Raw genomic sequence first — 21,461 nt, forward strand, 5'->3', positions numbered from 1 at the left:
GCATCAGAAGTCGACCGTGGCCGACAGCTGCAACGCCCTCGGGTAGCCCGGCGATATTGCGCCGTACGACGCCACACCCGACCAGTACTCGCGGTCGAACACGTTCTGCACCGTCGCCCGGAAGGTTGTAGGGCGGCCATCGATACGGGTGGCATAGCGCGCCCCGACGTCGAACCGTGTCCAGGCATCGAGTTCCTGGGTGTTGGCCTGGTTGATGTACTGGCTGCCGGTATAGATAGCACCACCGGTCAGCGTCACGCCCTCAACCCAAGGGGTATCCCACTCAGCCCAGAGGTTGGCCTGCACGTCCGGCACGCCGACCGGCTCGTTGCCCTTGTTGGCGGCCGTGGCCGAATCCGTCAATTTCCCGTCCAGCACTGTCACGCCGCCCAGTAACCGGGTGCCCGGCGCAACCTCACCGAACATGCTTAGCTCGATGCCGCGGTTACGCTGCTGTGCCTGCACCGAGAACTGGTTGCCAGTACCCAGCTCACCACTGGGCTTCTCGATCTGGAATACCGACAAGGTGGTCATGAACGTGTTGTGCTCGTACTTCACACCCAGCTCGTGCTGTTTGGTCTTGTAGGGCGCAAACGCTTCACCGGCATTGCTCGCCGTGGCGGGTGCGACATCACCTTTGCTCAGGCCCTCGACGTAGTTGTAGTACAGCGCGATGTTTTCCCACGGTTTGACCACCACGCCGACAACGGGGGTCGTTGCACTGTCTTTGTAGCGCGAGGTCACCGCGCCCGCCGTGCTGTAGTTGCGCGACTCGATCTCCTGGCGCCGCACCCCCAGTGTCAGTTGCACGCGATCATCGAGGACCGACAAGGTGTCTGTCAGGGCAACGCCAGACAGCTCGGCCTCAGACACTCGGTCCACCTTTGGCGCAGCGATGTATTGCTTGGGCACCTCTACCGGGTGATAGATGTTCGAACGGATTTCCGTACCGTTGTTGATGCCGCGTGACAACTCATCCTGATAGCGGGTCGCCATGGCCGTAACCGTGTGATTGACCGGTCCGGTTTCAAACAACGTGCGCAGCCCCACGTCGGCGGTGGAGCGATCGACGTTGAATTTGTAATAACCGGGGATGTTGCTGGTGTCGCCTGCCGCATTGAGGATCCTTGGCACCTGGTCGGACATCCGCGCCACATCTGCCCTGCCGCCACCGGCATGGGCGAACACCGTCAACGCGTCGTTGATGTCGTATTCCCCGCCCAGCAACGCCGATTGCTCTTTGGTTTTCGACCAACCCCAGTCCTGCGGCAGATTGGTTCGGCCACTGGCGGCGGAGGGCACGTCGAAACCGGGGGCCACGGTAAACGGACGTGAAGCAGCATCCCAGCGCTCTTCCTGGCTGATGAAGTCCAGGTTCAGGCGCAAGCGCTCACCTTGGTAGTCCAGGGCGATGGCGCCGATGTCCAACGCACGTTGCTGGTCATCGATAGCCGTGTCGCCCTCGGCCAGGCTACCGTTGAAACGCACGCCCCATTGCCGCTGGTCCCCAAAACGGCGGCTGATGTCGAGGTGGCCGCCCACCTGGGTGTCAGAGCTGTAGCTGGCGGTGACACGCGTCAAATCCTCGGCGAGCGCGCGCTTGGGCACGATGTTGATCACCCCGCCAACGCCGCTGTTCGGGGAAATGCCGTACATCAAGGCCCCCGGCCCCTTGAGCACTTCGACCCGCTCGGCGTATTCGGTGAATACCCGGTAATTGGGGGCAACGCCGTAAACACCATCGAAGGCCAGCTCGCCCAGGTTGCCTTCACCCACCGGGAAGCCACGAATGAAAAACGAATCGACGATGCCGCCCGCTTGGCCAGTGGAGCGCACCGAAGGATCACGCTCCAGGGCATCAGCCACGGTCACGGTCTGCAAGTCGGCGAGGGTTTTTGCGGTGTAGCTGGTCACGCTGAAAGGCGTATCCATCACGTCCTTGTTACCAAGCATGCCTAGCCGGCCACCACGTGCGACCTGCCCCCCGGCGTAGGCGTCAGGCAAGGTTTCTTGGCGTACGCCATTGGCTTCGATGGTGGTAGCGGCCAGTGTGAGGCCATCGCCATTGCTTGCCTGGCGGATCAGTTGATAACTGCCGCTGCTCAGTTCCACCAGCTCAAGGCCACTGCCGGCCAGCAACCGGGTGATACCCTCACGCGCCGAATAGGCACCGCTGAGCCCGGGGCTGTGCAGGCCATCGGTCAAGGCCGGTTCAAACGAAAGCGCAACACCGGAAGCCAGCGCGAAGCTGGACAAAACCCGTCCCAGTGGGCCCGGAGCAATCTCGTAGGTGCGAATGGCCACAGCATCCAGGGGCTGCGCCACGGCTGGCAGCAACTGGCCGGCCCCCGCCACCAGAACGGCCCCGAACAGGGTGCCACGCACCGCGACAGCTAATGCACGCTTACGGAATGGACGACTTGCAACAGGCATGAAAGGCGAGTCCTTCTGGCAGGAAATGGAAGTGTTCATTCCTGTTGCCAGCCGAGACTGAAAAAAGTATCACCAGCAGCGCAGTTTTTTTTCGCGCCTGGCAGCTTACGGCTCTGCGGGGTAAAGCAGGGTCCAGTAACCATGCATGTGCGCAGATACCCGCAATGCGTAGGTCGACTCCAGCATGCTCAGGCTGCGCTGCGTGTCGCTGACCGGAAAAGCCCCCGAAATGCGCAGGCCGGCAATGCGAGGGTCGCAGCGGATGACGCCGCGTTGGTAACGCGCCAGCTCAGCCACAAATTCATCCAGCCGCATGTGGTCTGCCAGCAGCATGCCCTGGGTCCAGGCGGTCGCGGTGCTGTCGACCGGCATCGGCCTGCCGACCGTGTGCGCGTTGAAATCGACACGCTCACCGGCCTGTACAACGGTGCCTGCAGGGGCCGCCGCACGGGCGGGCTCGATGCGAATGGCCCCTTCGATAACTGCCAGGTAGGTGCGCCCGTCCCGCTCTCGCACACTGAAGCGCGTGCCCAGCGCTTGCATGCGCCCCTCCCGTGTTCCCACCCGCAGGGGGCGCGCAGGCACTACGATATCGGGTGCAGTCTGCACCAGAATTTCGCCCCGGCGCAGTTGAATGAAGCGCTCGTCGCCATCGAAACGGATGTCGATTGCAGAATCGGTATTGAGGAAGATCTGCGTCCCATCGGCCAGGGTGAGCTGGCGACACTGACCTACGCTTGAGCGATAGTCGGCGGCCCAGCCTTGTTGCTCGGTCAGTTTCCAGCCTGCCCAACCTGCCGGAAGCACAGCCAGCAGCAACGCCAACCGGCTGATCATCGCCCGACGGCCTGGGTCGGCCGGGCGGTCGAGCGCCGATATAGACAGCGCCGGCGGCAAACCGTCCAGCTTGCCCATCAGCCGCTCGGCCCGCTGCCAGGCCTGTGCCCGCTTGGGGCTGCTGCTGCGCCAGGCCAACCAGTCGGCCCTTTGCGCATCGGTGACCGACCCGGCGCTCAAGGCCATCAACCACTCGGCCGCTTCCTCAAGCGCCTCAGTATCTGTTGGGCCGACACGCTGAACATCAGTCATTTAGTCGACCAGCCTCAAGCACTGCAGAAATGCCTGTTTCATGTAACGCTTGATGGTGATGAGCGACACACCTAGCTGCTCGGCAATGGCCTCGTACTTCATGCCGCCCAGCTGAGACAGCAGAAACGCGCGCCTGACCAACGCTGGCAGCGTATCGAGCATGGCATCTATTTCGTGCAGGGTTTCCAGAATCAGCAAGCGGGCCTCGGGCGACGGCACCTCGGGTTCTGGCAGGTGTTCAAGCGCCTTGAGATAGGCTCGCTCCAGCGATTTACGCTGGCACCAGTTGGCAAGGATGCCACCGGCGACGCAGCTCAAGTAAGCGCGCGGCTCATCGAACACCACGGTTTTCGAGGCCAGGATGCGCGCAAAGGTATCTTGCACCAGGTCGGCCGCATCGACCGCATTGCCCAGGCGCCTGCGCAGCCTGGCATGCAGCCAGCCCTGGTGGCCGTTGTAAAGGGCCTCTACATTACGCAGGTGATTGTCGGAGCCAGGTAGCACGTCGCTCATGGGGGCGATTCTATTCACGCAAGTGAGAATTGTTTTCAATATTAAGGTAGCGTTTCAACACAACGCAAGTTCAACCACCGGGACACCACCATGCCTGACCGTGAAAGCACCCTGCTCGACAGTTGGCAGCACAATGCCCACGCCTGGATCGATGCCGTGCGCAACGGCGCCATCGAAAGCCGTCGCCAGGTCACCGACCAGGCCATCCTGCTCACCCTCCTTGGCCGCCAACCCGCACGGGTACTGGACCTGGGCTGCGGTGAGGGCTGGTTGCTGCGTGCGCTGGACGACCGTGGTATCGAAGCCGTGGGCGTCGATGGTGACCGGACGCTGGTGGATGCCGCGCGCGCTGCGGGCTCGGCCGAAGTGCACCTGGCCAGTTATGCGCAGTTGGCCGATGCGCAGGTTTATGTGGGCAAGGGTTATGACCTGATCTGCGCCAACTTCGCGCTGTTGCATCAGGACATTATTCCGCTGTTGGCGGCGATGAATGATCTGCTGGTGCCGGGTGGCGCACTGGTGATTCAGACGTTGCACCCATGGAGCGTGGCAGGCGGGGACTATCAGGACGGCTGGCGGGAGGAATCATTTGCCGGGTTTGGCGGGAACTGGCAGCCAATGCCCTGGTATTTCCGCACCCTGGCCAGCTGGCTGAATGCCCTGGACATGGCCGGGTTGCGGCTGGTCAGTTTGCAGGAACCGCAGCACCCGCAAAGTGCGGTGCCGCAGTCACTGTTGATGGTGGCAGAGCGCCCCTGAACAGCTGCAGCTCTACCGGCCCCATCGCCGGCAAGCCAGCTCCCACAGGTACTGCATTGGCCTATCAGGCGGCGGTGATCCTGTGGGAGCTGGCTTGCCGGCGATGAGGCCGGTACAGGCAACTACAGCACCGGTTTGCGTGCCGCGCCGCTGCGGGCCTTGGCCATGGCCGCCAGGCGCACCGCGACGTTGGCCGCGCCGTAACCGGTATAGCCACCCTTGCGCTGGATGATTTCGAAGAAGAAGCGCTCTTCGAACGGTTCGGTGTACACGTGGAACAGCTCACCGCCCTGGGCGTCGCGGTCGTACAGTACGTTGTAGTACGCCAGTTCGCTGAGGAACTCGTCATCGAAATCGAAGCGCGCTGCGAGGTCGTCGTAGTAGTTCAGCGGGATTTCCAGCAGCGGCACCCCAGCCAGCTTGGCGCGCGCCACTTCACGGAAGATGTCGTCACAATCGAAGGCGATGTGATGAACCCCCGAACCGCGGTAGCTGGACAGTGCATGGGCAATGGCGGTGTTGCGGTTTTCCGAGATGTTCAGTGGCAGGCGCAAGGTCCCGCACTGGCTGCGCAGGGCTCGGCTTTTGACCAGGCCATACGGGTCGGGCAGCACCACTTCGTCATCGGCGGCAAAGTCGAACAGGCTCTTGTAGAACAGCACCCAGCTGTCCAGTGACTCGGCTGGCAGGGCCAGCGCCATATGGTCGATGCGGCGCAGGCCGCCAGTGGCGGTGGCGCTGTTGTCCAGGCTGAAGTCGGTGTCGTACAAGGTCTGGCCAGCGGTGCCCTGCTCCACCAGGTACAGCAGGCTGCCGTCCGGTGCGCGTACTGCCGGTACTTCACACTCATTAGGGCCGACCAGCCCACGGAATGGCTGGCCACGGAAGGCGGTGGCGCGCTTCAGGGCGGCTTGCGGATCCTTGACCCGCAACGCGGTGGCGCACAGCGACGGGCCGTGGGCCTCGAAGAAGTTGTGGCCGAAAGAGTACGGTTCGGCGTTCAGGACAATGTTGATATCGCCCTGACGCAGCAGTTGCACGTCCTTGCTGCGGTGCTTGCCGGCTTCGGCAAAGCCCAGGCGCTTCAGCCAGCTGCCCAGGCGCGCGCCAACGGCTTCATCGACTGCAAATTCAAGGAACTCCACACCGTCATAGGCGCTGGCCGCAGGCGGGGTGAACAGCACGCCAGGTTCGATCGGCGTGTTTTCCTGCTCCAGGCGCAAGCGGGTCTGTTCTTCGAGGTACAACAGCGAACGCAGGCCGTCGGCGGCATTCTGCCGGGTCGGCGCGGCGCGGAAGCCGTCGTTGAAGATCTCCAGCGACAGCGGGCCACGATAGCCGGTGGCAAGAATCGGCGCCAGGAAGCCGGCCATGTCCATTTCGCCCTGCCCCGGGAAGCAGCGGAAGTGGCGGCTCCACTCCAGCACATCCATGGCCAGGATCGGCGCGTCGGCCATTTGTACAAAGAAGATCTTGTCGCCAGGAATCTCGCGAATCGCGCTCGGGTCGCCTTTGATCGACAAGGTGTGGAAGCTGTCGAGGATCATGCCGAGGGCCGGGTGATCGGCCTGGCGCACCAGGTTCCAGACTTGCTGGTAGGTGTTGACGTGGCGGCCCCAGGCCAGGGCTTCATAGCCAATGCGCAGGCCGCGTTTGCCGGCATGCTCGCCCAGAAGGCGCAGGTCGTCGACCAGCAGCTGTTCGTCACCCAGGGCATCGGCCTGAACGTTGCTGCACACCAGCACCAGGTCGGTGCCCAGCTCTTGCATCAGGTCGAACTTGCGCTCGGCGCGGTCGAGGTTTTTTTGCAGGCGGTCGCGGCGGCAGCCTTCAAAGTCGCGAAACGGCTGGAACAGGGTGATGGCTATCCCTAAATCGGCGCACATCTGGCGCACCTGGCGCGGGCTGCCAGCGTAATAGAGCAAGTCGTTTTCGAAGATCTCGACGCCGTCAAAACCGGCGGCGGCGATGGCTTCGAGCTTTTCCGGCAGGGTGCCGCTCAAGGACACGGTAGCGATCGAACGCTGCATGGCGGGAGTTCCTTGTTGTTAGAAAATGACGGTGCCAGTCAGGTAAAGAAACCACTGTCACAGTTTATGGCACGATCGATTATTCGCAGGTAAAGTCGTCGCTTCAATCTCTTTGTACGGAATGGTTAGTTTTGCGTTCGATTATCGCACAAAACCCGTTTTAACGAATTGCCAGCCCACTGGCCCGTGGTCAACATGAACCACAGACGCAGGCACACCGACCACTGCCTCCTGCCTTGGCGAACCAACGGCGGAACCTGCGCAAACAACAATAACAACGGAGACAACGATGGCTCACTCCAGCTCGCAAGCCAAAAAAGCGACCGCCAGTGGATGGATAGGCTCGGCACTCGAGTACTACGACTTCTTCATCTATGCCCAGGCCGCTGCACTGATTTTCCCGCAGATCTTCTTCCCCAATACTGACCCGAAAATGGCCATCATCGCCTCGTTGGCCACCTACGGCGTGGGCTACCTGGCGCGTCCGGTCGGTGCTTTCGTGCTGGGACACTGGGGTGATACCCGTGGCCGCAAGAACGTACTGCTGCTGTGTATGTTCCTGATGGGCCTGTCGACCATGGCGGTGGGCCTGCTGCCCACCTACCACGACATCGGCTACCTCGCACCCGCCTTGCTGGTGGTGCTGCGCCTGATCCAGGGCTTTGCCGTGGCCGGGGAAATCTCCGGGGCCAGTTCCATGATCATGGAGCACGCGCCGTTCGGTCGAAGAGGCTACTACGCCAGTTTCACCCTGCAAGGTGTGCAGGCCGGCCAGGTGCTGGCGGCGGCGGTGTTCCTGCCACTGGCTTACTTCATGCCCAGCGAAGCGTTCACCGATTGGGGCTGGCGTATTCCTTTCCTGATGAGCGCCGTGGTGCTGATTGCAGGCTTCATCATCCGTAAGGAAGTGCATGAAACCCCGGCTTTCGTGAAGGAAGAGAAGCAGGACAAAGTAGCCAGGTCGCCCATCAGCGAAGCCTTCCGCCACAGCTGGAAGCACATGGTGCTGGTGATGTTCATGGCCCTGATGAACGTGATCCCGGTGGTGGCCACCATCTTCGGTGCGGCCTACGCGGTGCAGCCGGCCTATGGCATCGGCTTCGACAAGAGCGTGTACCTGTGGATTCCGGTGGTCGGCAATATCGTGGCGGTGCTGGTGATCCCGTTCATCGGCAACCTGTCCGACAAGATCGGCCGTCGCCCGACCATGATCTTCGGCTGCCTGGGCTCGGGCATGCTGGCCTTCGTCTACCTGTATGCGATCAGCATCCAGAACGTGCCCATGGCGTTCGCCGCCTCGATCGTGATGTGGGGCATGGTCTACCAGGGTTACAACGCGGTGTTCCCAAGCTTCTACCCAGAGCTGTTCCACACCCGCTACCGCGTTTCGGCCATGGCCATCGCGCAGAACATCGGCACCATGCTGACCGCCATGCTGCCGGCGCTGTTCGCCCTGGTTGCACCACCTGGCTCGGACAACATCCCGCTGGTGGTAGGTAGCCTGGCGTTCTTCATCACCTGCGTTTGCGCACTGGCGGCCTATATCGCCCCGGAAACCCACCGCCTGGCGATGGAAGACCTGGGTAACCCGGACGCCAAGCCGATGGAAAAGGAAGCCTACGAGGCAAGCCGTAAAGGTAGCTTTCAGGCAGTGAGCAACTGATAGATTGCACGGGGCTGCTCTGCAGCCCCGGCTATCTCAGCCTTTGATCACTTCCTGCAAGCGCGCCCACAAACGCTCGACATCTCCCCGCTCAGTCGGCAAAGCCCCGATCGACACCCGCACCATCCATCGCCCGTCCAGCGTCGCTGGCGTCACATACGCATCCCCGGACGCATTCAACCGCTCCGCCCAGCCCTTGGTATGCGCATCCAGCGCCTCCCCTTCCAGCCCTGCCGGCCGATGGCGAATGCACAAGGTCTGCAGTTGCACCGGTGCCAACACTTCCCAATGCGCCGCCGCCCCGACCTGCTCCGCCAACCACCGGGCATTGTCCAGGTCACGCCGCAAACGCGCCTGCAACGCTTCAACACCCTCGCTGCGCAACATGAACCACAGCTTCAACGCGCGGAACCGCCGGCCCAGCGGTATACCCCAGTCACGCAGGTTTTTCACCTCGCCATCCACCGCCGATTGCAGGTAGCTGGGGTTGGTGCTCATCACCCGGATCAGGTGCTGCGGGTCGCGCACGTAATAGATGGAGCAATCAAAGGCCACACCCAGCCACTTGTGCGCATTGACTACCACCGAATCGGCCAGCTCGATGCCGTCCCACATCCAGCGGCATTCGGGCAGGATCATCGCCGAACCGGCCATGGCCGAATCCACATGCAGCCACAGGCCATGGGCCTGGGCGATCTCGCCAATCGGGCGCAGCGGGTCCAGGGCCGTGGTGGTGGTGGTGCCAGTGGTGGCAACGACGGCACAGGGCTGGTTACCCGCAGCCAGGTCCTGCTCGATTGCCGCCTGCAGTGCCTCTGGGCGCAGGGCGTAACGTTCGTCGGTAGGGATCAGGCGGATGTTGTCTCGGCCAAAGCCGGCCAGCAGCGCAGCCTTGTCCACTGAGCTGTGGGCGTGGGCGCTGACGTAGACGATCAAAGGCTTGGCTTCGGCCTGCAGGCCGCCACGCACCAGCGCATAGTCGGTGGCGCGCTCCCGGGCACTGATCAGTGCCACCAGGGTGCTGGTCGAAGCGGTGTCCTGGATCACCCCGCTCCATTGGCCAGACAGGCCTAGCAACTGGCGCAGCCAGTCGAGGGTGGTTTCTTCCAGTTCGCTCAAGGCCGGGCTGGATTGCCACGACAGGCCCAGCACACCCAGGCCGGTACTGAGGAAGTCGCCGAGCACCGAGGACAAGGTGCCGTTGGAAGGGAAGTAGCCGTAGAAGTCCGGGTGCTGCCAGTGGGACAGGCCGGGCATGACCAGCTGATTGACGTCGTCGAGGATGGCTTCGAAGGGTTCACCTTGCTGGGGAGCGCTGCTGGGCAAAGCGGCCTTGAGGTAGCCAGGCTCGACCTGGGCCATGACCGGGCGTTCGCCAACGGTCTGGCGATAGTCGGCGATCAGGTCGATCAGTTGGTGGCCATACTGGCGGAATTGTTCGGGGGTCACGTGGGAGCTCCTGTGGGTTATTCGCTGCATGTACTGGCCTCTTCGCGGGCACGCCCGCTCCCACAGGTATTGCACCAGGCTTGGCAGCGATGCAGTACCTGTGGGAGCGGGCGTGCCCGCGAAGAGGCCGCTACAGGCAACACAATGCCCCCAGTCTAGGCACCTATGGCAAAGCGAATAACCCCGCCTTGCGCATACCTGCTATGGCAAACCCGCATGCCCGCCCTGCACACCAAACTGCGACTGGCGCCACAAGTCGAACACCCGGTTGCGCAACCAGCGATGCTCGGCCGAGGCCTGCAGCCGCTGGTGCCACACCACCCAGTAGCGCTGGCTGTGGTCGATGAACCCCAGCGGCCGCCACGCCAAGCCATGCAAACGGCTTAGCTGCCGGGCAATGTGCTCGGGGACCGTGGCCACCGCCTGGCTGTTGGCTATTACCTGCACGGTGGCGGAGAAGAACGGCACCTCCAGGCTGACCCGCCGCTGCAGGCCCTGGGCGCGCAGGTGGCGGTCGATGAAACTGTCCTTGTCGCCACCGCCCGAAATCCGCACATGCTTGTGCGCCAGGTAGTCGACCTGACTGAGCGCGCCATGGGCGGCCAGCGGGTGGTCGTGGCGCATCAGGCACACCGCACGGTCCTCACCCAGCAAGCGCCCGTGCAGGTTGGGGGGCGACTCGTCAAACAGCGTGGTTGCCAGGTCGATTTCGCCGCTGGCCAGCAACGCATACTGGCCGGCCTGCCAGGTGCGGTATTCCAGCGATACGCCCGGTGCTTCACGTTCCAGCGCGGCTACCAGCAGCGGCAGCATGTGCTCGGCGACGTAGTCCGAAGCGGCCAGGCAGAAGCGCCGCTCGCAGCGCGCCGGGTCGAACACTGCGGGCTGGCGCAGGGCGTGCAGTTCTTCGAGGACTTGGCGTAGCGGTTCAACCAGGGCTTCAGCGTACTCGCTGAGGACGTAGCCTCGGCCCTGGCGCACCAGCAACGGGTCGTCAAAGGCCTCGCGCAGGTGGGCCAGCTGCCGGCTCAGGGCCGACTGGCTGACACCCAGGCGCTCGGCGGCATGGCTGAGGTTTTTCAGCAGCAGCAGGTGATCGAGGGTACGCAGGTGGGCGAGGCTGAGGGAGGCGAAGGTGGGGTTCATGCAGGCTCCCTGCTGTAGAATTCAAGGGCCTTTTCGCGAGCTTGCCCGCTCCCACAGGTATTCACAGTTCTCTGTAACGGTGAAATACCTGTGGGAGCGGGCAAGCCCGCGAAGGGCCGCAACGCGGCCCCGGGTGTTACTCGGTCAGACCAACGTAGACGTTCTGCACGTCATCGTTCTCGTCAATCGCCTCGAGGAACGCTTCAACCTCAGCCAGCGCCTCGGCACTCAGGCTGGCTGCGCTTACCGGGTTCTTTGGGATGTAGCCGATTTTCGCCGCAGTCACTGTAAAGCCGTGCTCCGGCAGCGCCTTCTGCACGGCATCCAGGTCAATGATTTCGGTAATGAACAGGGTCGAGCCTTCTTCTTCACCTTGATCAAAGTCCTGGGCGCCGGCTTCGATGGCCGCCATTTCCGGGTCGGCGTCGCCTTCCGGGGTGGCTTCGATCAGGCCAAAATGGTTGAAGTCCCAGGCCACCGAGCCGGTGGCACCCAGCTGGCCTTTGCGGAACAGAACACGGATTTGCGCGACGGTGCGGTTGACGTTGTCGGTCAGGCACTCGACGATCAGCGGCACCTGGTGCGGCGCAAAACCTTCGTAGCTCACCGCATGGTATTGCACGGTATCCCCGTCCAGACCAGCGCCCTTGCGAATCGCCCGTTCCAGGGTCTCACGGGTCATCGAAGCCTTCTTGGCTTGCACGATGGCCAGGCGCAGGCGTGGGTTCATGTCGGGATCGGCGCCCGATTTGGCAGCGATCTGGATTTCCTTGGACAGCTTGCCCATGACCTTGCCTTTGGCATTGGCCGCTGTTTCTCTATGTTTGGCTTTCCACTGTGCGCCCATGTCGACTCTCTTGTTTCAGCGGCCGGTTCAGGAAGCGACCGGCCAAAAGTGGGTGCATTTTATACGCCCTCTGGCATGGGATCGACAAGAAATCTCATCAGCCTTTATCGGCTTTGCCTGCCGCCGCCGCAAACCGCGCCAGGCGCACATCCAGCCGGCGGGGCCGCAAGCCGTGATCCTCGGCGCGTTCCTTGCGGCGGATGGCATTGCGCACCACCAGCGAGCCCAGGTAGCGGATCGGCTCGGGCGGGAACAGCCCCAGCGGCCCCTTGACCAGCGGCGAACGGGTCCACGGGTTGTCCAGCCCCAGCGCCAGCGAAGAAAGAATCTGCCCGCCCATGTGGCACGGGCCCACGCCGCTGCCGGAGTAACCAAAGCCGTAGAACACGTTGCCCTGCCCATCCAGGCGACCGAAGAACGGCAACCCGGTCACCGAGCGGTCCGAAGGCCCGTTCCAGCTGGCCGCCAGTGGCACCTCGGCCAAGGCCGGGAAAAACCCGCCAAGGCTTTCGCGCAGCAATGGCCGGTACGGCGACGGCTGGTCGAATACCGGCAACATGCGCCCGCCGTAGGCAAAGGTGTTGCCGCCCTTGCCGAGCATCAGCCGGCCATCGGAGGTGTTGTGGTAGTAGTGCACGAAAATCCGCGAATCGAGCACGCTGATGCCGCTGTCCAGGCCAATCTGTCGCAGCAGATCGGGGCACGGCTCGGTAATGACCATGTCGCTGGAGACAATCGCCACGCTGCGCTCGAACTGCGGAAAAGCGCGCGCCATCCAGGCATTCAGGCCCAGCACCACGCGGTCAGCGCGCACTGTACCGTGCGCGGTGCGCACCTGCACCGGGGCGCCATGCTCCAGCCCGGTCATGGCGGTGCCTTCATGAATACGCACACCGCGTTGCAAGGCCACCCGGCGCAGGCCGCGCACCAGTTTGCCCGGCTGCACCGTTGCTGCAGCCGGCGAAAACCAGCCTTCCAGGTGCCGCGCCGAACCTGCCAGACGCTGCACCTGTTCCAGGGGCAGGCGGCGGAACGAGTTGATGCCCTTCTGCTCCAGCGCGGCGATCACCCCGTCCGTGGCACCGACCTGGGCCGCGTTGGTGGCGGTGTACAGCGTGCCGTCCAGGCGATAGTCACAATCAATGCCGTTGGCTGCGCAGAACGCACCGATCTCACCGATGCTGCGCTCCGACTCGCGCACCAGGCGCACCGCCTCGGCCATGCCGAACAGGCGCTCAAGGGTGAAATACTTGGCCGACCAGGACAACGCACAGCCACCATTGCGGCCGCTGGCGCCGGCGCCGCAGATGTCGGCTTCGATCAGCACCACATCCAGGGCCGGCACCGCTTCCTTGAGCATCAATGCGGTCCACAGGCCGGTGTAACCGCCGCCAACAATGCAGACATCGCAGCGTGTATCGCCTTGCAGCGGCGGGCACACTGCCTCCTGCGTGGCATCCAGGGCCTGTTGCAGCCAGAAGGGTCTCATTCGCTTGCTTTCCTTTCAGGTACGCAATGGCTTGATTGCCATGCTGGTGTTCGGGGCCACGTCATTACTGTGTTCACTGCTGGCCGGGCGACTGTTCCAGTGCGGCAGCAGCACCAGCGCCGAGAACAGCGCGCAAGCCGCGAACACAATGAACACCGTGACGCCGTCGAAGTACCCCGGCAGCAACCCACCCAGCACCGCCCCCACCGAGCCGCAGCCATTGACGAAGCCGGCGGCAGTGGCACCGGCCTTGGCGGTACCGAAGTCGATGGCGGCGGAGCCGCTGATCATTGAGTCCGGCCCGTACAGGGTCAGGCCCATGACGAACAGCAAGGCCACCACCAGCATCACGTTGCCGGTGTGCATGGCCGCCATGAACCCCGCCAGTGCCACGGTCAGCAGCACCAGGCTGATGACACAGGCGGGCATGCGCCGGGCGCCGAACAGCTTGTCGGAGGCCAGGCCGATGAGGATCGGGCCGAGTAGCCCGGCCAGCTCGAAGGCGGTCGGGATGATTGCTGCGCCGACCTTGCCTACCGAGGGCATCTGCTCGAACACGATCACCGGCCCCCACAGCAGAATGGCGTAGCGCGCCGGCTTCAACAGGAAGTACGCAAGCCCCAGGGTCAGCACCGTGCGGTTGCGCAAAATCTCCCTCAGCGGCGCCCATACACTGCACAGGTTGCCGGCCGGGGCCATGCTCTGCGGCTCGGGCTCCACTGCGGGCAGGCCGACATCTTCTGGCTTGTTGCGCTGCAAGCAGAAAAACAGCACGGCCACCAACGCCACCACAGCGGCACTGGAGAAAAACGCTGCGTGCCAGGTGCCCACCAGTGTGTAGGCCCACCAGCCGGCGAACGGTGAGGCCACCAGGCCGCCGAAGGCATAGCAGGAACTCCACAGGCCCAGTACGCGCCCGCGCTGCGAGGCCGGGAAGAAACTGCCGATGTTCTTGCACAACCCGGCCCAGCCGGTGGACTGCGCCAGGCCCTGCACCAACATGCAGGTGGCAAAGATCGGGAAGGTGGCGTAGCTGCCCATCACCACGGCTGCCACTGCAGAAATCAGCAACCCGCCAAGCACCACCACACGCGGGCCGAAGCGGTCGGCGAGCATGCCCCAGGTGAACTGCCCCACGGCGTAGGCGGCCAGGTAGATGGCGTCGAGGTTGGCCATGGCGGCCTTGTCGAGCATGAAGCTGGGGTCTTCGGCGATGCCCAGCTTGGCCACCGAGAACGCTTTGCGGGTGAAGTAGAAGGCGGCGTAGGCCAGCCAGGTGATGGCGAAAATCTGTATGCGCCAGCGTTTGAACGCGGCTAGGGATTGATTCATGTAAGTCTGACCTCTTGCTTGAGTGTGCCGGCAGAATGTGAAGAAACGCCTGTCTTGTTCTTGTGTTACGCACAGCGATGACGAGGCTGTCATCGGGTCAGGTGGCACCGTGTGGGTGCCATAGCCCTGGCGGCACTTGTGGTGCCAGCGTCGGGCTGAAATGCATGGAAACAGTTGCAGAAAAATAAATAAAATCGATTTATCGTATTACACACATAAGCTCAGCTTGTTACTGGAGTGGTCATGTCGGTTTCGCACGCACAACTCAAGGCTTTCCACGCGGTGGCCGTGCACGGCAGCTTTACCCGTGCGGCTGAAAAGCTGTTTCTGACCCAGCCGGCGGTGTCGGACCAGGTACGCAAACTGGAGGAGCGCTTCGGCGTATTGCTGTTCCATCGCAACAAGCGGTCGGTGCAGCTCACCGACCTTGGCGAGCGCCTGCTGGGCATCAGCCAGCGCCTGTTCGCCTGCGAGGCCGAAGCCCATGACCTGCTGCAGGACTCGCGCGCGCTGCAAACCGGCAGCCTGGTGCTGGCGGTGGATGCACCGGTGCACGTGTTGCCGCAGATTGCCCGCTTCTGCCAGCGCTACCCGGGCATCCAGGTGAAGATCGAGACCGGCAACACCGATGAATCGCTGGCCCGGCTGTTCAGCTACCAGGCCGACCTGGCCCTGCTGGGCCGGGATGTGGAAGATGAACGCCTGCATTGCCTGCCCCTGCGCCGCGACCCGATGGTGGCGTTCGTTTCGCACCACCACCCGTGGGCCAGCCGTGGCTCGATCAGCCTGGCCGACCTGGACGACATGCCATTGGTGCTGCGCGAGCCCGGTTCGGTGACGCGGCAGACGCTGGAAGAAGAGATGCAACGGGCGGGTTTGCGGATTCGCCCGGCTATACAGGTGGAGGGCCGCGAAGCGGCGCGCGAAGCGGTGGTAGTGGGGATTGGCGTCGGGGTGGTATCGGCGGCGGAGTTTGGTGCCGATGCGCGGGTGTGTGCGTTACCGATTGTGGATTGTCAGCGGCATTTGACCGAGACCCTGGTGTGCTTGAGGGAGCAACGAACGCGGCGGGTGGTGGCGACCTTTTTGCAGATGGTCGAGGAAGGTTTGTAAACCTGGGCCGGCCTCTTCGCGGGCACGCCCGCTCCCACAGGAACTGCACATCATTGAGAACCTGTGGTGATCCTGTGGGAGCGGGCAAGCCCGCGAAGAGGCCGGTACAGGTAACCCAACTATGCTGGGATTACCTCAACTCCCGGCACACAACCCATGCTTAGCCGCCTGGCCGCCGACACCCTGGTCCTGCTGCACCTGGCGTTCATCCTGCTGGTGCTGTTCGGCGGCCTGCTGGTGCTCAAGTGGCGCCCCGCCCTGCTCATCCACTTGCCGGCCCTGGCCTGGGGCCTGGCGGTGGAGTCCCTGCACCTGGGCTGCCCGCTCACCGCCTGGGAAAACCGCATGCGCAGCGCCGCCGGTGACGCGGGCTATCAGGGCGGCTTCGTCGAACACTACATCTGGCCGCTGATCTACCGTGCCGGGCTGACCCCGCAAGTCCAGCTGCTGCTGGGCAGCATCGTGCTGCTGCTCAACCTCGGCATCTACAGCTACGTGGTCTGGCGCTGGCGCCGCACTAGCGGGTAGCGATCACGAACAACCGCGGGAACGGCAGCAGCACCTTGCCATCGGTCGCCGGCGGGTAATCACGCTGCATGGCCTGCAGGTACATCTGCAGGAAATCGGCCTGCTCCTGCTCATCAAGCCTGGCAAGATACGGCCGCAACGCCGAGCCCTTGAACCATTCCACCACCGCTTCGGCGCCCCCCATCAACGGGTGATGGTAGGTGGTACGCCACACATCCACCCGGGCACACAGCGGGCTGAGCAAGTCGTAGTAGAACGCCGCACCGTGCCGTGGCGGCAACTGGAAGTCGGCGAATTTCGCCGCCCAGGGGCCTTGGCTGGCAATTTCGCGCAACTGCCGATGGGCCGGCTCGTCGAGGTTGTCCGGGGTTTGCACGGCCAGGCTGGCGCCTTCGCTCAACTGACGCACCAGGTGCGGGTACAGCGAGGCGTGGTCAGGTACCCATTGCAGCGAGGCATTGGCCAGGATCAGGTCTTGCGGCTCAGGGGCGGACCAGCCGGTAATGTCGGCAATGACCGTGCGCACCCGGGGGATGCACAGCCGCTTGCGCTCGCGGGCCTTGTCGATCATGTCCGGGTCGCTGTCCAGTGCCGTCACCTGGGCATCGGGGTAGCGTTGCAGCAACACCTCTGTGGAATTGCCCGGTCCGCAGCCCAGGTCGGTGGCGTGGCGCACCGGGCGTGGCGGAATGGCGGCAAGCAGGTCGCGTACGGCACGGGTACGTTCGTCTTCAAACAGGGAATACTGGGTGGCGGACCAGGCCATGGACGGCTCCTTTGGGCGGGCAATGTGTCTAGCATATGCCATCTGTCGGCGATAGGGCCGGAACTGACCACCTCTGCTGGAAGTCAGTCCCTGTATGCGCATGCCCATGAAGACTTACATCGCCCTCGCCATCCTGGCCCTGATTGTCGCCGCCGCGCTGCTCGGCTCGCCCTGGATGAACCAGCGCTTCCACATGCCCGCAGAAAAAGCCCAGGCCCAACAACGCGAAACGGCCGGGTCCTCAAGGGAGCCGGCCGTTCCAAAACGCGAGTAGCGCTTAGTGCTGTTTGCTGCCAGTGCGGATCTGGTGCACCACACCCATTGCCACCACGACTGCCGCCGCGATACCGGTGGAGATCACCAGGATCTGGTAGTCAGGCATGAAGGCCATCGTCACCAATGCAGCCACGATGAACGCGATTGCCAGGTAGGTCAGCCACGGGAACAGCCACATTTTCAGGCGTATTTCCTTGCCTTCGGCAATCAGCTTGCGGCGCATGCGCAGCTGCGAGAAGGCAATCACCAGGTACACCAGCAGGGCGATCATGCCCGTGGTGTTCATCAAGGTATCCAGCACGTCTTTCGGGCGCAGGGTCTCGCTGAAGTTGATCAGCGCACACACCACGGCCACGGCGCACGAGCCCATGATCGCGTACACCGGTACACCGGTGCCGGCGCGGGTGATTTTGAAGAACGACGGCGCATCGCCACGCTGGGCCAGGGAGAACAGCATGCGCGAGGCGGTGTAGTGGCCCGAGATCAGGCAGCTGCTCACCGAGGTCAGCACCACGAAGTTCATCAGCAGCTCGGCATACGGCACGCCCAGCAGTTCCAGGGTACGGCGGTAGGCGCCATAGCCGGAAACGCCCAGGTGCGGATCGTTCCACGGTACCAGGCAGACGATCAGGAAGATCGAACCGACGTAGAACAGGCACACACGCCATACCACCGAGTTGGTGGCCTTGACGATCTGCGCAGCCGGGTCTTTGGCCTCGGAAGCAGCGATGGTGACGATTTCGGCGCCCAGGAAGGCGAACATCACCCCGAGCAACGCACCGATCACCGTGGTGATGCCATTGGGCATGAAGCCTTCGGCGGTGAGGTGGCTAATGCCACGCACTTCACCGAACTGCCAGACGTTCATCACGGCAGCGGTACACACGATCAGGAAGCAGACGATCGCGATCACCTTGATCAAGGCGAACCAGAACTCGAACTCACCGTAGTGTTTGACGTTGAAGAAGTTGACGGTGATCAGCAACAGGGTCGTGGCCAGCACGAACACGTTGACGCTGACATCCGGGAAGAAGCCATGCAGGATCTTGCCTGCCACATAGGCTTCCCAGGCCATGAGGATGACCCAGTACCACCAGTACAGCCAGCCGATGGTGAAACCGGCCCAGCGTCCGATGGCGCGGTCGGCGTAGGTAGAGAACGAGCCGGTGTCGGGCGAGGAAGTCGCCATTTCACCCAGCATGCGCATGATCAGCACCACCAGGATGCCGCCCGCCAGGTAGGCCAGGACAGCGGCCGGGCCGGCGCTGTGGATCACGCTGCCGGAACCGACGAACAAGGCGCCGCCAATTACCCCGGCGATCGACATCATCGTCAGGTGGCGCGACTTCAGCGAGGCACTGAGCTTGCTCTCGTGCCCGCTTTTCGCGGTGGTGGTTGTGGATGTTGCGTCCATCAGTTGTGTACCCCGTGCTTCTTTTTATCCAAGGAAAACCGTGAAACCCCGATGGCTGGCGATTTCACCTGTACATCAGTGCTAATGCGGGCAGGATGGTGTGAACAAACACACGCAGGCCCTCCATGGCGGCCTGCTGACGCGCCCCAGGGCGACTGCCTGAAGCGAACTGAACATGCTTTATGTGGCGATATCCGACACCTAATGTAAAAATGTCCGACGCAGAGAGCCATGCACAGTGGCATGAATCTCGCACTGCACTGTACAGGTCGCCCTTGCAGTACACCCTGCAAACGCCAGGCGATACGCACCCTGAAGGCCCCGAATGTTCCAATTACATCCAGACTCTTCGACCCCGTTGGTGAACCAGATCATCGACGGGTTGCGCGAGGCGATTGACAACCAGACCCTTAAGCCAGGCGCCAAGGTCCCGTCGATCCGCGCCTTTGCCGCGAGCTATTCGGTGAGTACCTTCACCGTGGTCGAGGCCTACGACCGCCTGGTCGCCCAGGGCTTGCTGGTGAGCCGGGGCAACGCGGGGTTCTTCGTCAACCGGGCAGCGGGCGAACTGCTGGAAAAGCACAATGCCGAGGCTGACACCACCCGACCAACGTTCAACTCCGAGTGGTACCTGCAGCAGATCTTCGAGATCCGTCAGTTGCCCTACAAACCGGGATGCGGCTGGCTGCCCAACGACTGGATGTACGAAGAGGGCCTGCGCCGAGGGCTGCGCCAGGTAGCGGGCAGCCCGCTGGAATTATCCGGCTATGGCGACCCCATGGGCCTGATGGAGCTGCGCGCGTTGACCGCACAGAACCTGCAGCAGGAACTGTCGATCGTCGCCAACCCGGCGCAATTGATGCTCACCCACGGTGCCAGCCAGGCTCTGGACCTGGCCGCCCGTACACTGGTGCGCCCGGGCGATGTGGTGCTGGTGGATGACCCCGGCTACCCCAACCTGATGAGCATCCTGCGCACCCAGGGCGCGACCTTGGTCGGCGTGCCACGTACACCGGCCGGTTACGACCTGAACCAGCTGGAGCAGCTGCTCGTCCATCACCGCCCGACGGCGTTCTTCACCCAGCCGCACCTGCACAGCCCGACCTGCTCACGCACCCCGCTGCCGCAATTGCACCGTTTGCTGCAACTGGCCAGCCAGCACGGCTTCCGCCTGGTGGAGAACAACCTGTACGCCGACATGGTCGCCGAACCGCAGCCATGCCTGGCCAGCCTGGACCACCTGCAGCAGGTGGTGTACGTGGGCAGTTACTCGAAGAGCATTTCGCCCAACGTGCGGGCGGGCTACATGCTGGCCAACCCCGAGCTGATGCAAAAGCTGCTGCACCTGAAAATGCGCTCGGGCCTGACCACTTCGCAGGTCATGGAGCGGGTCGTATATGCCGCGATCATCGACGGCCGCTGGCGCAAACACCTCAAGCGCCTGCGCCAGCGGCTGGCAGACGCGCATCAGGAAGTTGGCCGACATCTGCATCGATTGGGTTTCGAACTGTTCACCGAATCGGATGAAGGCATGTACATCTGGACCCGCCACCCGGCCATTCCGGACAGCGCAGCGTTGCTGGATGATGCGCTGGAGAAAGGCATCATGCTCGGGCCTGGGCAGTTGTTCATGGTCGACGCCAAGGCGACCGGATGGATGCGGTTCAATGTGGCGTTCAGTACCGATCCGGCGATGTGGGAGTTGCTGGAGAAGGTGTTTGTGAAGCATGTGCGACGGGGTGGGATGCAGTAGGCGGCGAGCGCGCGTTCCAACAAAAGATACAAATGATAATGACTCGTAGTAATATCCTGCGCTTCAACCTCAGCCTCCCCCACAGCGCACTGCCAATGACCACTCAAGCCCCCGCCCCCCGCGTGCTGGTGGTCGATGACCACCGCAAGATCCGTGAGCCTTTGGCCACCTACCTGCGTAGGCACCATTTTGAGGTGCGCAGCGCTGAGGATGCGGGGGGCATGTGGCAGTTGCTCAAGCAACAGGCTTTCGATGTGGTGGTACTGGATGTGATGCTGCCCGACGGTGATGGCTTCGACCTGTGCCAGCAACTGCACCGGCGCTGCAACTTGCCGGTGATCCTGCTGACCGCCCGTGACACTACCGCCGACCGTATTCGCGGTCTGGACCTGGGTGCCGACGACTACCTGACCAAGCCTTTCGAGCCCCGTGAACTTGTTGCCCGTTTGAACAGCGTGTTACGCCGGCACCAGGCAACCCAGGCACGACTGCAGGCAAGTACCGTCGTGGACAAACCCCAGCGCTACCGATTTGCTGGCTGGCAGTTCTGCAGCAGCAGCGCGACCCTGAGCCGCGACAACATGCCCCCCGTGCAGTTGAGCACAGCAGAAAGCCGGCTGTTGCAGGTAATGCTGGCCCACCCTCACAGCCCTCTGACCCGTGAACGCCTGGTGGACCTGACCGCCGCTCACGACAGCGACATCAGTGACCGTGCCATCGACCGCCAGGTCAGCCGCCTGCGCCGCAAGCTGGCCTACGACCCACAAGCACCCGAACTGCTGCGTACCCTGTGGGGCAGCGGTTACGTGCTGGCTACCGATGTCGTGCATGACTAGGCTGCGCCAATGCTGGCCACAGCGC

Annotated in this window: 18 protein-coding genes; 7 read left to right on the forward strand and 11 right to left on the reverse strand. The window is 63.2% G+C overall.

Annotated features, from left to right (window positions below; translation table 11 throughout):
- Positions 1-3: 3 nt before the first annotated feature.
- From P0Y58_19625 to P0Y58_19635, 3 genes are all read right to left on the reverse strand, one after another.
- Positions 4-2,433: a TonB-dependent receptor gene (locus P0Y58_19625; GenBank protein WEK29106.1), complete on the reverse strand. Its 2,430-nt coding sequence runs from the start codon at positions 2,431-2,433 to the stop codon at positions 4-6.
- Positions 2,434-2,538: 105 nt separating this feature from the next.
- The gene (locus P0Y58_19630) at positions 2,539-3,522 is read right to left on the reverse strand and encodes a FecR domain-containing protein (protein WEK29107.1); all 984 of its coding nucleotides are present in this window, start codon (positions 3,520-3,522) and stop codon (positions 2,539-2,541) included.
- Complete coding sequence (locus tag P0Y58_19635; GenBank protein WEK29108.1) at positions 3,523-4,035, reverse strand: sigma-70 family RNA polymerase sigma factor; 513 nt, start codon at positions 4,033-4,035, stop codon at positions 3,523-3,525.
- 90 nt (positions 4,036-4,125) lie between these two features.
- On the opposite strand from P0Y58_19635, the gene P0Y58_19640 reads away from it, so the two are divergent.
- Entirely contained in the window at positions 4,126-4,794 is a 669-nt protein-coding gene (locus P0Y58_19640; protein WEK29109.1) for a class I SAM-dependent methyltransferase, read from the forward strand.
- Positions 4,795-4,916: 122 nt separating this feature from the next.
- Here P0Y58_19640 and P0Y58_19645 read toward each other — a convergent pair whose 3' ends face one another.
- Positions 4,917-6,824 (reverse strand): bifunctional sugar phosphate isomerase/epimerase/4-hydroxyphenylpyruvate dioxygenase family protein, encoded by a 1,908-nt coding sequence (locus P0Y58_19645; protein WEK29110.1) that lies wholly within the window; start codon positions 6,822-6,824, stop codon positions 4,917-4,919.
- A 289-nt stretch (positions 6,825-7,113) separates the two neighbouring features.
- Here P0Y58_19645 and P0Y58_19650 point away from each other — a divergent pair, with 289 nt between their 5' ends.
- Positions 7,114-8,487: an MFS transporter gene (locus P0Y58_19650; protein WEK29111.1), complete on the forward strand. Its 1,374-nt coding sequence runs from the start codon at positions 7,114-7,116 to the stop codon at positions 8,485-8,487.
- A 36-nt stretch (positions 8,488-8,523) separates the two neighbouring features.
- Here the strand turns inward: P0Y58_19650 and P0Y58_19655 are convergent, their stop codons facing one another.
- The 5 genes from P0Y58_19655 to P0Y58_19675 form a co-directional block, all read right to left on the reverse strand.
- A complete protein-coding gene (locus tag P0Y58_19655) occupies positions 8,524-9,936 on the reverse strand; it encodes a DOPA decarboxylase (GenBank protein ID WEK29112.1) in 1,413 nt (470 codons plus the stop codon).
- A 201-nt stretch (positions 9,937-10,137) separates the two neighbouring features.
- Positions 10,138-11,082 carry a LysR family transcriptional regulator gene (locus P0Y58_19660; protein ID WEK29113.1) on the reverse strand — a complete coding sequence of 315 codons (945 nt, stop codon included), beginning with the start codon at positions 11,080-11,082 and terminating at the stop codon, positions 10,138-10,140.
- A 136-nt stretch (positions 11,083-11,218) separates the two neighbouring features.
- Positions 11,219-11,929, reverse strand: a complete 711-nt coding sequence (locus tag P0Y58_19665) for a YebC/PmpR family DNA-binding transcriptional regulator (protein ID WEK29114.1) — start codon at positions 11,927-11,929, stop codon at positions 11,219-11,221.
- A 97-nt stretch (positions 11,930-12,026) separates the two neighbouring features.
- Entirely contained in the window at positions 12,027-13,418 is a 1,392-nt protein-coding gene (locus P0Y58_19670; GenBank protein WEK29115.1) for an FAD-dependent oxidoreductase, read from the reverse strand.
- Between the two features lie 15 nt (positions 13,419-13,433).
- A complete protein-coding gene (locus tag P0Y58_19675; protein ID WEK29116.1) occupies positions 13,434-14,750 on the reverse strand; it encodes an MFS transporter in 1,317 nt (438 codons plus the stop codon).
- 243 nt (positions 14,751-14,993) lie between these two features.
- Here P0Y58_19675 and P0Y58_19680 point away from each other — a divergent pair, with 243 nt between their 5' ends.
- Positions 14,994-15,863 carry a LysR substrate-binding domain-containing protein gene (locus tag P0Y58_19680; GenBank protein WEK29117.1) on the forward strand — a complete coding sequence of 290 codons (870 nt, stop codon included), beginning with the start codon at positions 14,994-14,996 and terminating at the stop codon, positions 15,861-15,863.
- Between the two features lie 156 nt (positions 15,864-16,019).
- A complete protein-coding gene (locus P0Y58_19685; protein WEK29118.1) occupies positions 16,020-16,391 on the forward strand; it encodes a DUF2784 domain-containing protein in 372 nt (123 codons plus the stop codon).
- Here the strand turns inward: P0Y58_19685 and tam are convergent.
- Positions 16,381-17,157: a trans-aconitate 2-methyltransferase gene (gene tam, locus P0Y58_19690; GenBank protein ID WEK29119.1), complete on the reverse strand. Its 777-nt coding sequence runs from the start codon at positions 17,155-17,157 to the stop codon at positions 16,381-16,383. The two genes, P0Y58_19685 and tam, sit on opposite strands and share 11 nt — an antisense overlap.
- 94 nt (positions 17,158-17,251) lie before the next feature.
- On the opposite strand from tam, the gene P0Y58_19695 reads away from it, so the two are divergent.
- Positions 17,252-17,431: a hypothetical protein gene (locus P0Y58_19695; protein ID WEK29120.1), complete on the forward strand. Its 180-nt coding sequence runs from the start codon at positions 17,252-17,254 to the stop codon at positions 17,429-17,431.
- A 3-nt stretch (positions 17,432-17,434) separates the two neighbouring features.
- Here P0Y58_19695 and P0Y58_19700 read toward each other — a convergent pair whose 3' ends face one another.
- Positions 17,435-18,847, reverse strand: coding sequence for an amino acid permease (locus P0Y58_19700; GenBank protein ID WEK29121.1), 1,413 nt, complete (start codon positions 18,845-18,847; stop codon positions 17,435-17,437).
- 325 nt (positions 18,848-19,172) lie between these two features.
- Here P0Y58_19700 and P0Y58_19705 point away from each other — a divergent pair, with 325 nt between their 5' ends.
- Together P0Y58_19705 and P0Y58_19710 are read left to right on the forward strand one after the other, a co-directional pair.
- Complete coding sequence (locus tag P0Y58_19705; GenBank protein WEK29122.1) at positions 19,173-20,600, forward strand: PLP-dependent aminotransferase family protein; 1,428 nt, start codon at positions 19,173-19,175, stop codon at positions 20,598-20,600.
- Positions 20,601-20,695: 95 nt separating this feature from the next.
- Entirely contained in the window at positions 20,696-21,436 is a 741-nt protein-coding gene (locus P0Y58_19710) for a response regulator transcription factor (protein WEK33363.1), read from the forward strand.
- Positions 21,437-21,461 lie beyond the last annotated feature (25 nt).

The sequence above is a fragment of the Candidatus Pseudomonas phytovorans genome (assembly GCA_029202525.1).
Lineage (GTDB): Bacteria > Pseudomonadota > Gammaproteobacteria > Pseudomonadales > Pseudomonadaceae > Aquipseudomonas > Aquipseudomonas phytovorans.

What these genes read in the sequence shown, in the direction of transcription:
- P0Y58_19625 (WEK29106.1), bottom strand. Translation starts at nt 2,433, where the DNA reads ATGCCTGTTGCAAGTCGTCCATTCCGTAAGCGTGCATTAGCTGTCGCG.
- P0Y58_19630 (WEK29107.1), bottom strand. Translation starts at nt 3,522, where the DNA reads ATGACTGATGTTCAGCGTGTCGGCCCAACAGATACTGAGGCGCTTGAG.
- P0Y58_19635 (WEK29108.1), bottom strand. Translation starts at nt 4,035, where the DNA reads ATGAGCGACGTGCTACCTGGCTCCGACAATCACCTGCGTAATGTAGAG.
- P0Y58_19640 (WEK29109.1), top strand. Translation starts at nt 4,126, where the DNA reads ATGCCTGACCGTGAAAGCACCCTGCTCGACAGTTGGCAGCACAATGCC.
- P0Y58_19645 (WEK29110.1), bottom strand. Translation starts at nt 6,824, where the DNA reads ATGCAGCGTTCGATCGCTACCGTGTCCTTGAGCGGCACCCTGCCGGAA.
- P0Y58_19650 (WEK29111.1), top strand. Translation starts at nt 7,114, where the DNA reads ATGGCTCACTCCAGCTCGCAAGCCAAAAAAGCGACCGCCAGTGGATGG.
- P0Y58_19660 (WEK29113.1), bottom strand. Translation starts at nt 11,082, where the DNA reads ATGAACCCCACCTTCGCCTCCCTCAGCCTCGCCCACCTGCGTACCCTC.
- P0Y58_19665 (WEK29114.1), bottom strand. Translation starts at nt 11,929, where the DNA reads ATGGGCGCACAGTGGAAAGCCAAACATAGAGAAACAGCGGCCAATGCC.
- P0Y58_19670 (WEK29115.1), bottom strand. Translation starts at nt 13,418, where the DNA reads ATGAGACCCTTCTGGCTGCAACAGGCCCTGGATGCCACGCAGGAGGCA.
- P0Y58_19675 (WEK29116.1), bottom strand. Translation starts at nt 14,750, where the DNA reads ATGAATCAATCCCTAGCCGCGTTCAAACGCTGGCGCATACAGATTTTC.
- P0Y58_19680 (WEK29117.1), top strand. Translation starts at nt 14,994, where the DNA reads ATGTCGGTTTCGCACGCACAACTCAAGGCTTTCCACGCGGTGGCCGTG.
- P0Y58_19685 (WEK29118.1), top strand. Translation starts at nt 16,020, where the DNA reads ATGCTTAGCCGCCTGGCCGCCGACACCCTGGTCCTGCTGCACCTGGCG.
- tam (WEK29119.1), bottom strand. Translation starts at nt 17,157, where the DNA reads ATGGCCTGGTCCGCCACCCAGTATTCCCTGTTTGAAGACGAACGTACC.
- P0Y58_19695 (WEK29120.1), top strand. Translation starts at nt 17,252, where the DNA reads ATGCGCATGCCCATGAAGACTTACATCGCCCTCGCCATCCTGGCCCTG.
- P0Y58_19700 (WEK29121.1), bottom strand. Translation starts at nt 18,847, where the DNA reads ATGGACGCAACATCCACAACCACCACCGCGAAAAGCGGGCACGAGAGC.
- P0Y58_19705 (WEK29122.1), top strand. Translation starts at nt 19,173, where the DNA reads ATGTTCCAATTACATCCAGACTCTTCGACCCCGTTGGTGAACCAGATC.
- P0Y58_19710 (WEK33363.1), top strand. Translation starts at nt 20,696, where the DNA reads ATGACCACTCAAGCCCCCGCCCCCCGCGTGCTGGTGGTCGATGACCAC.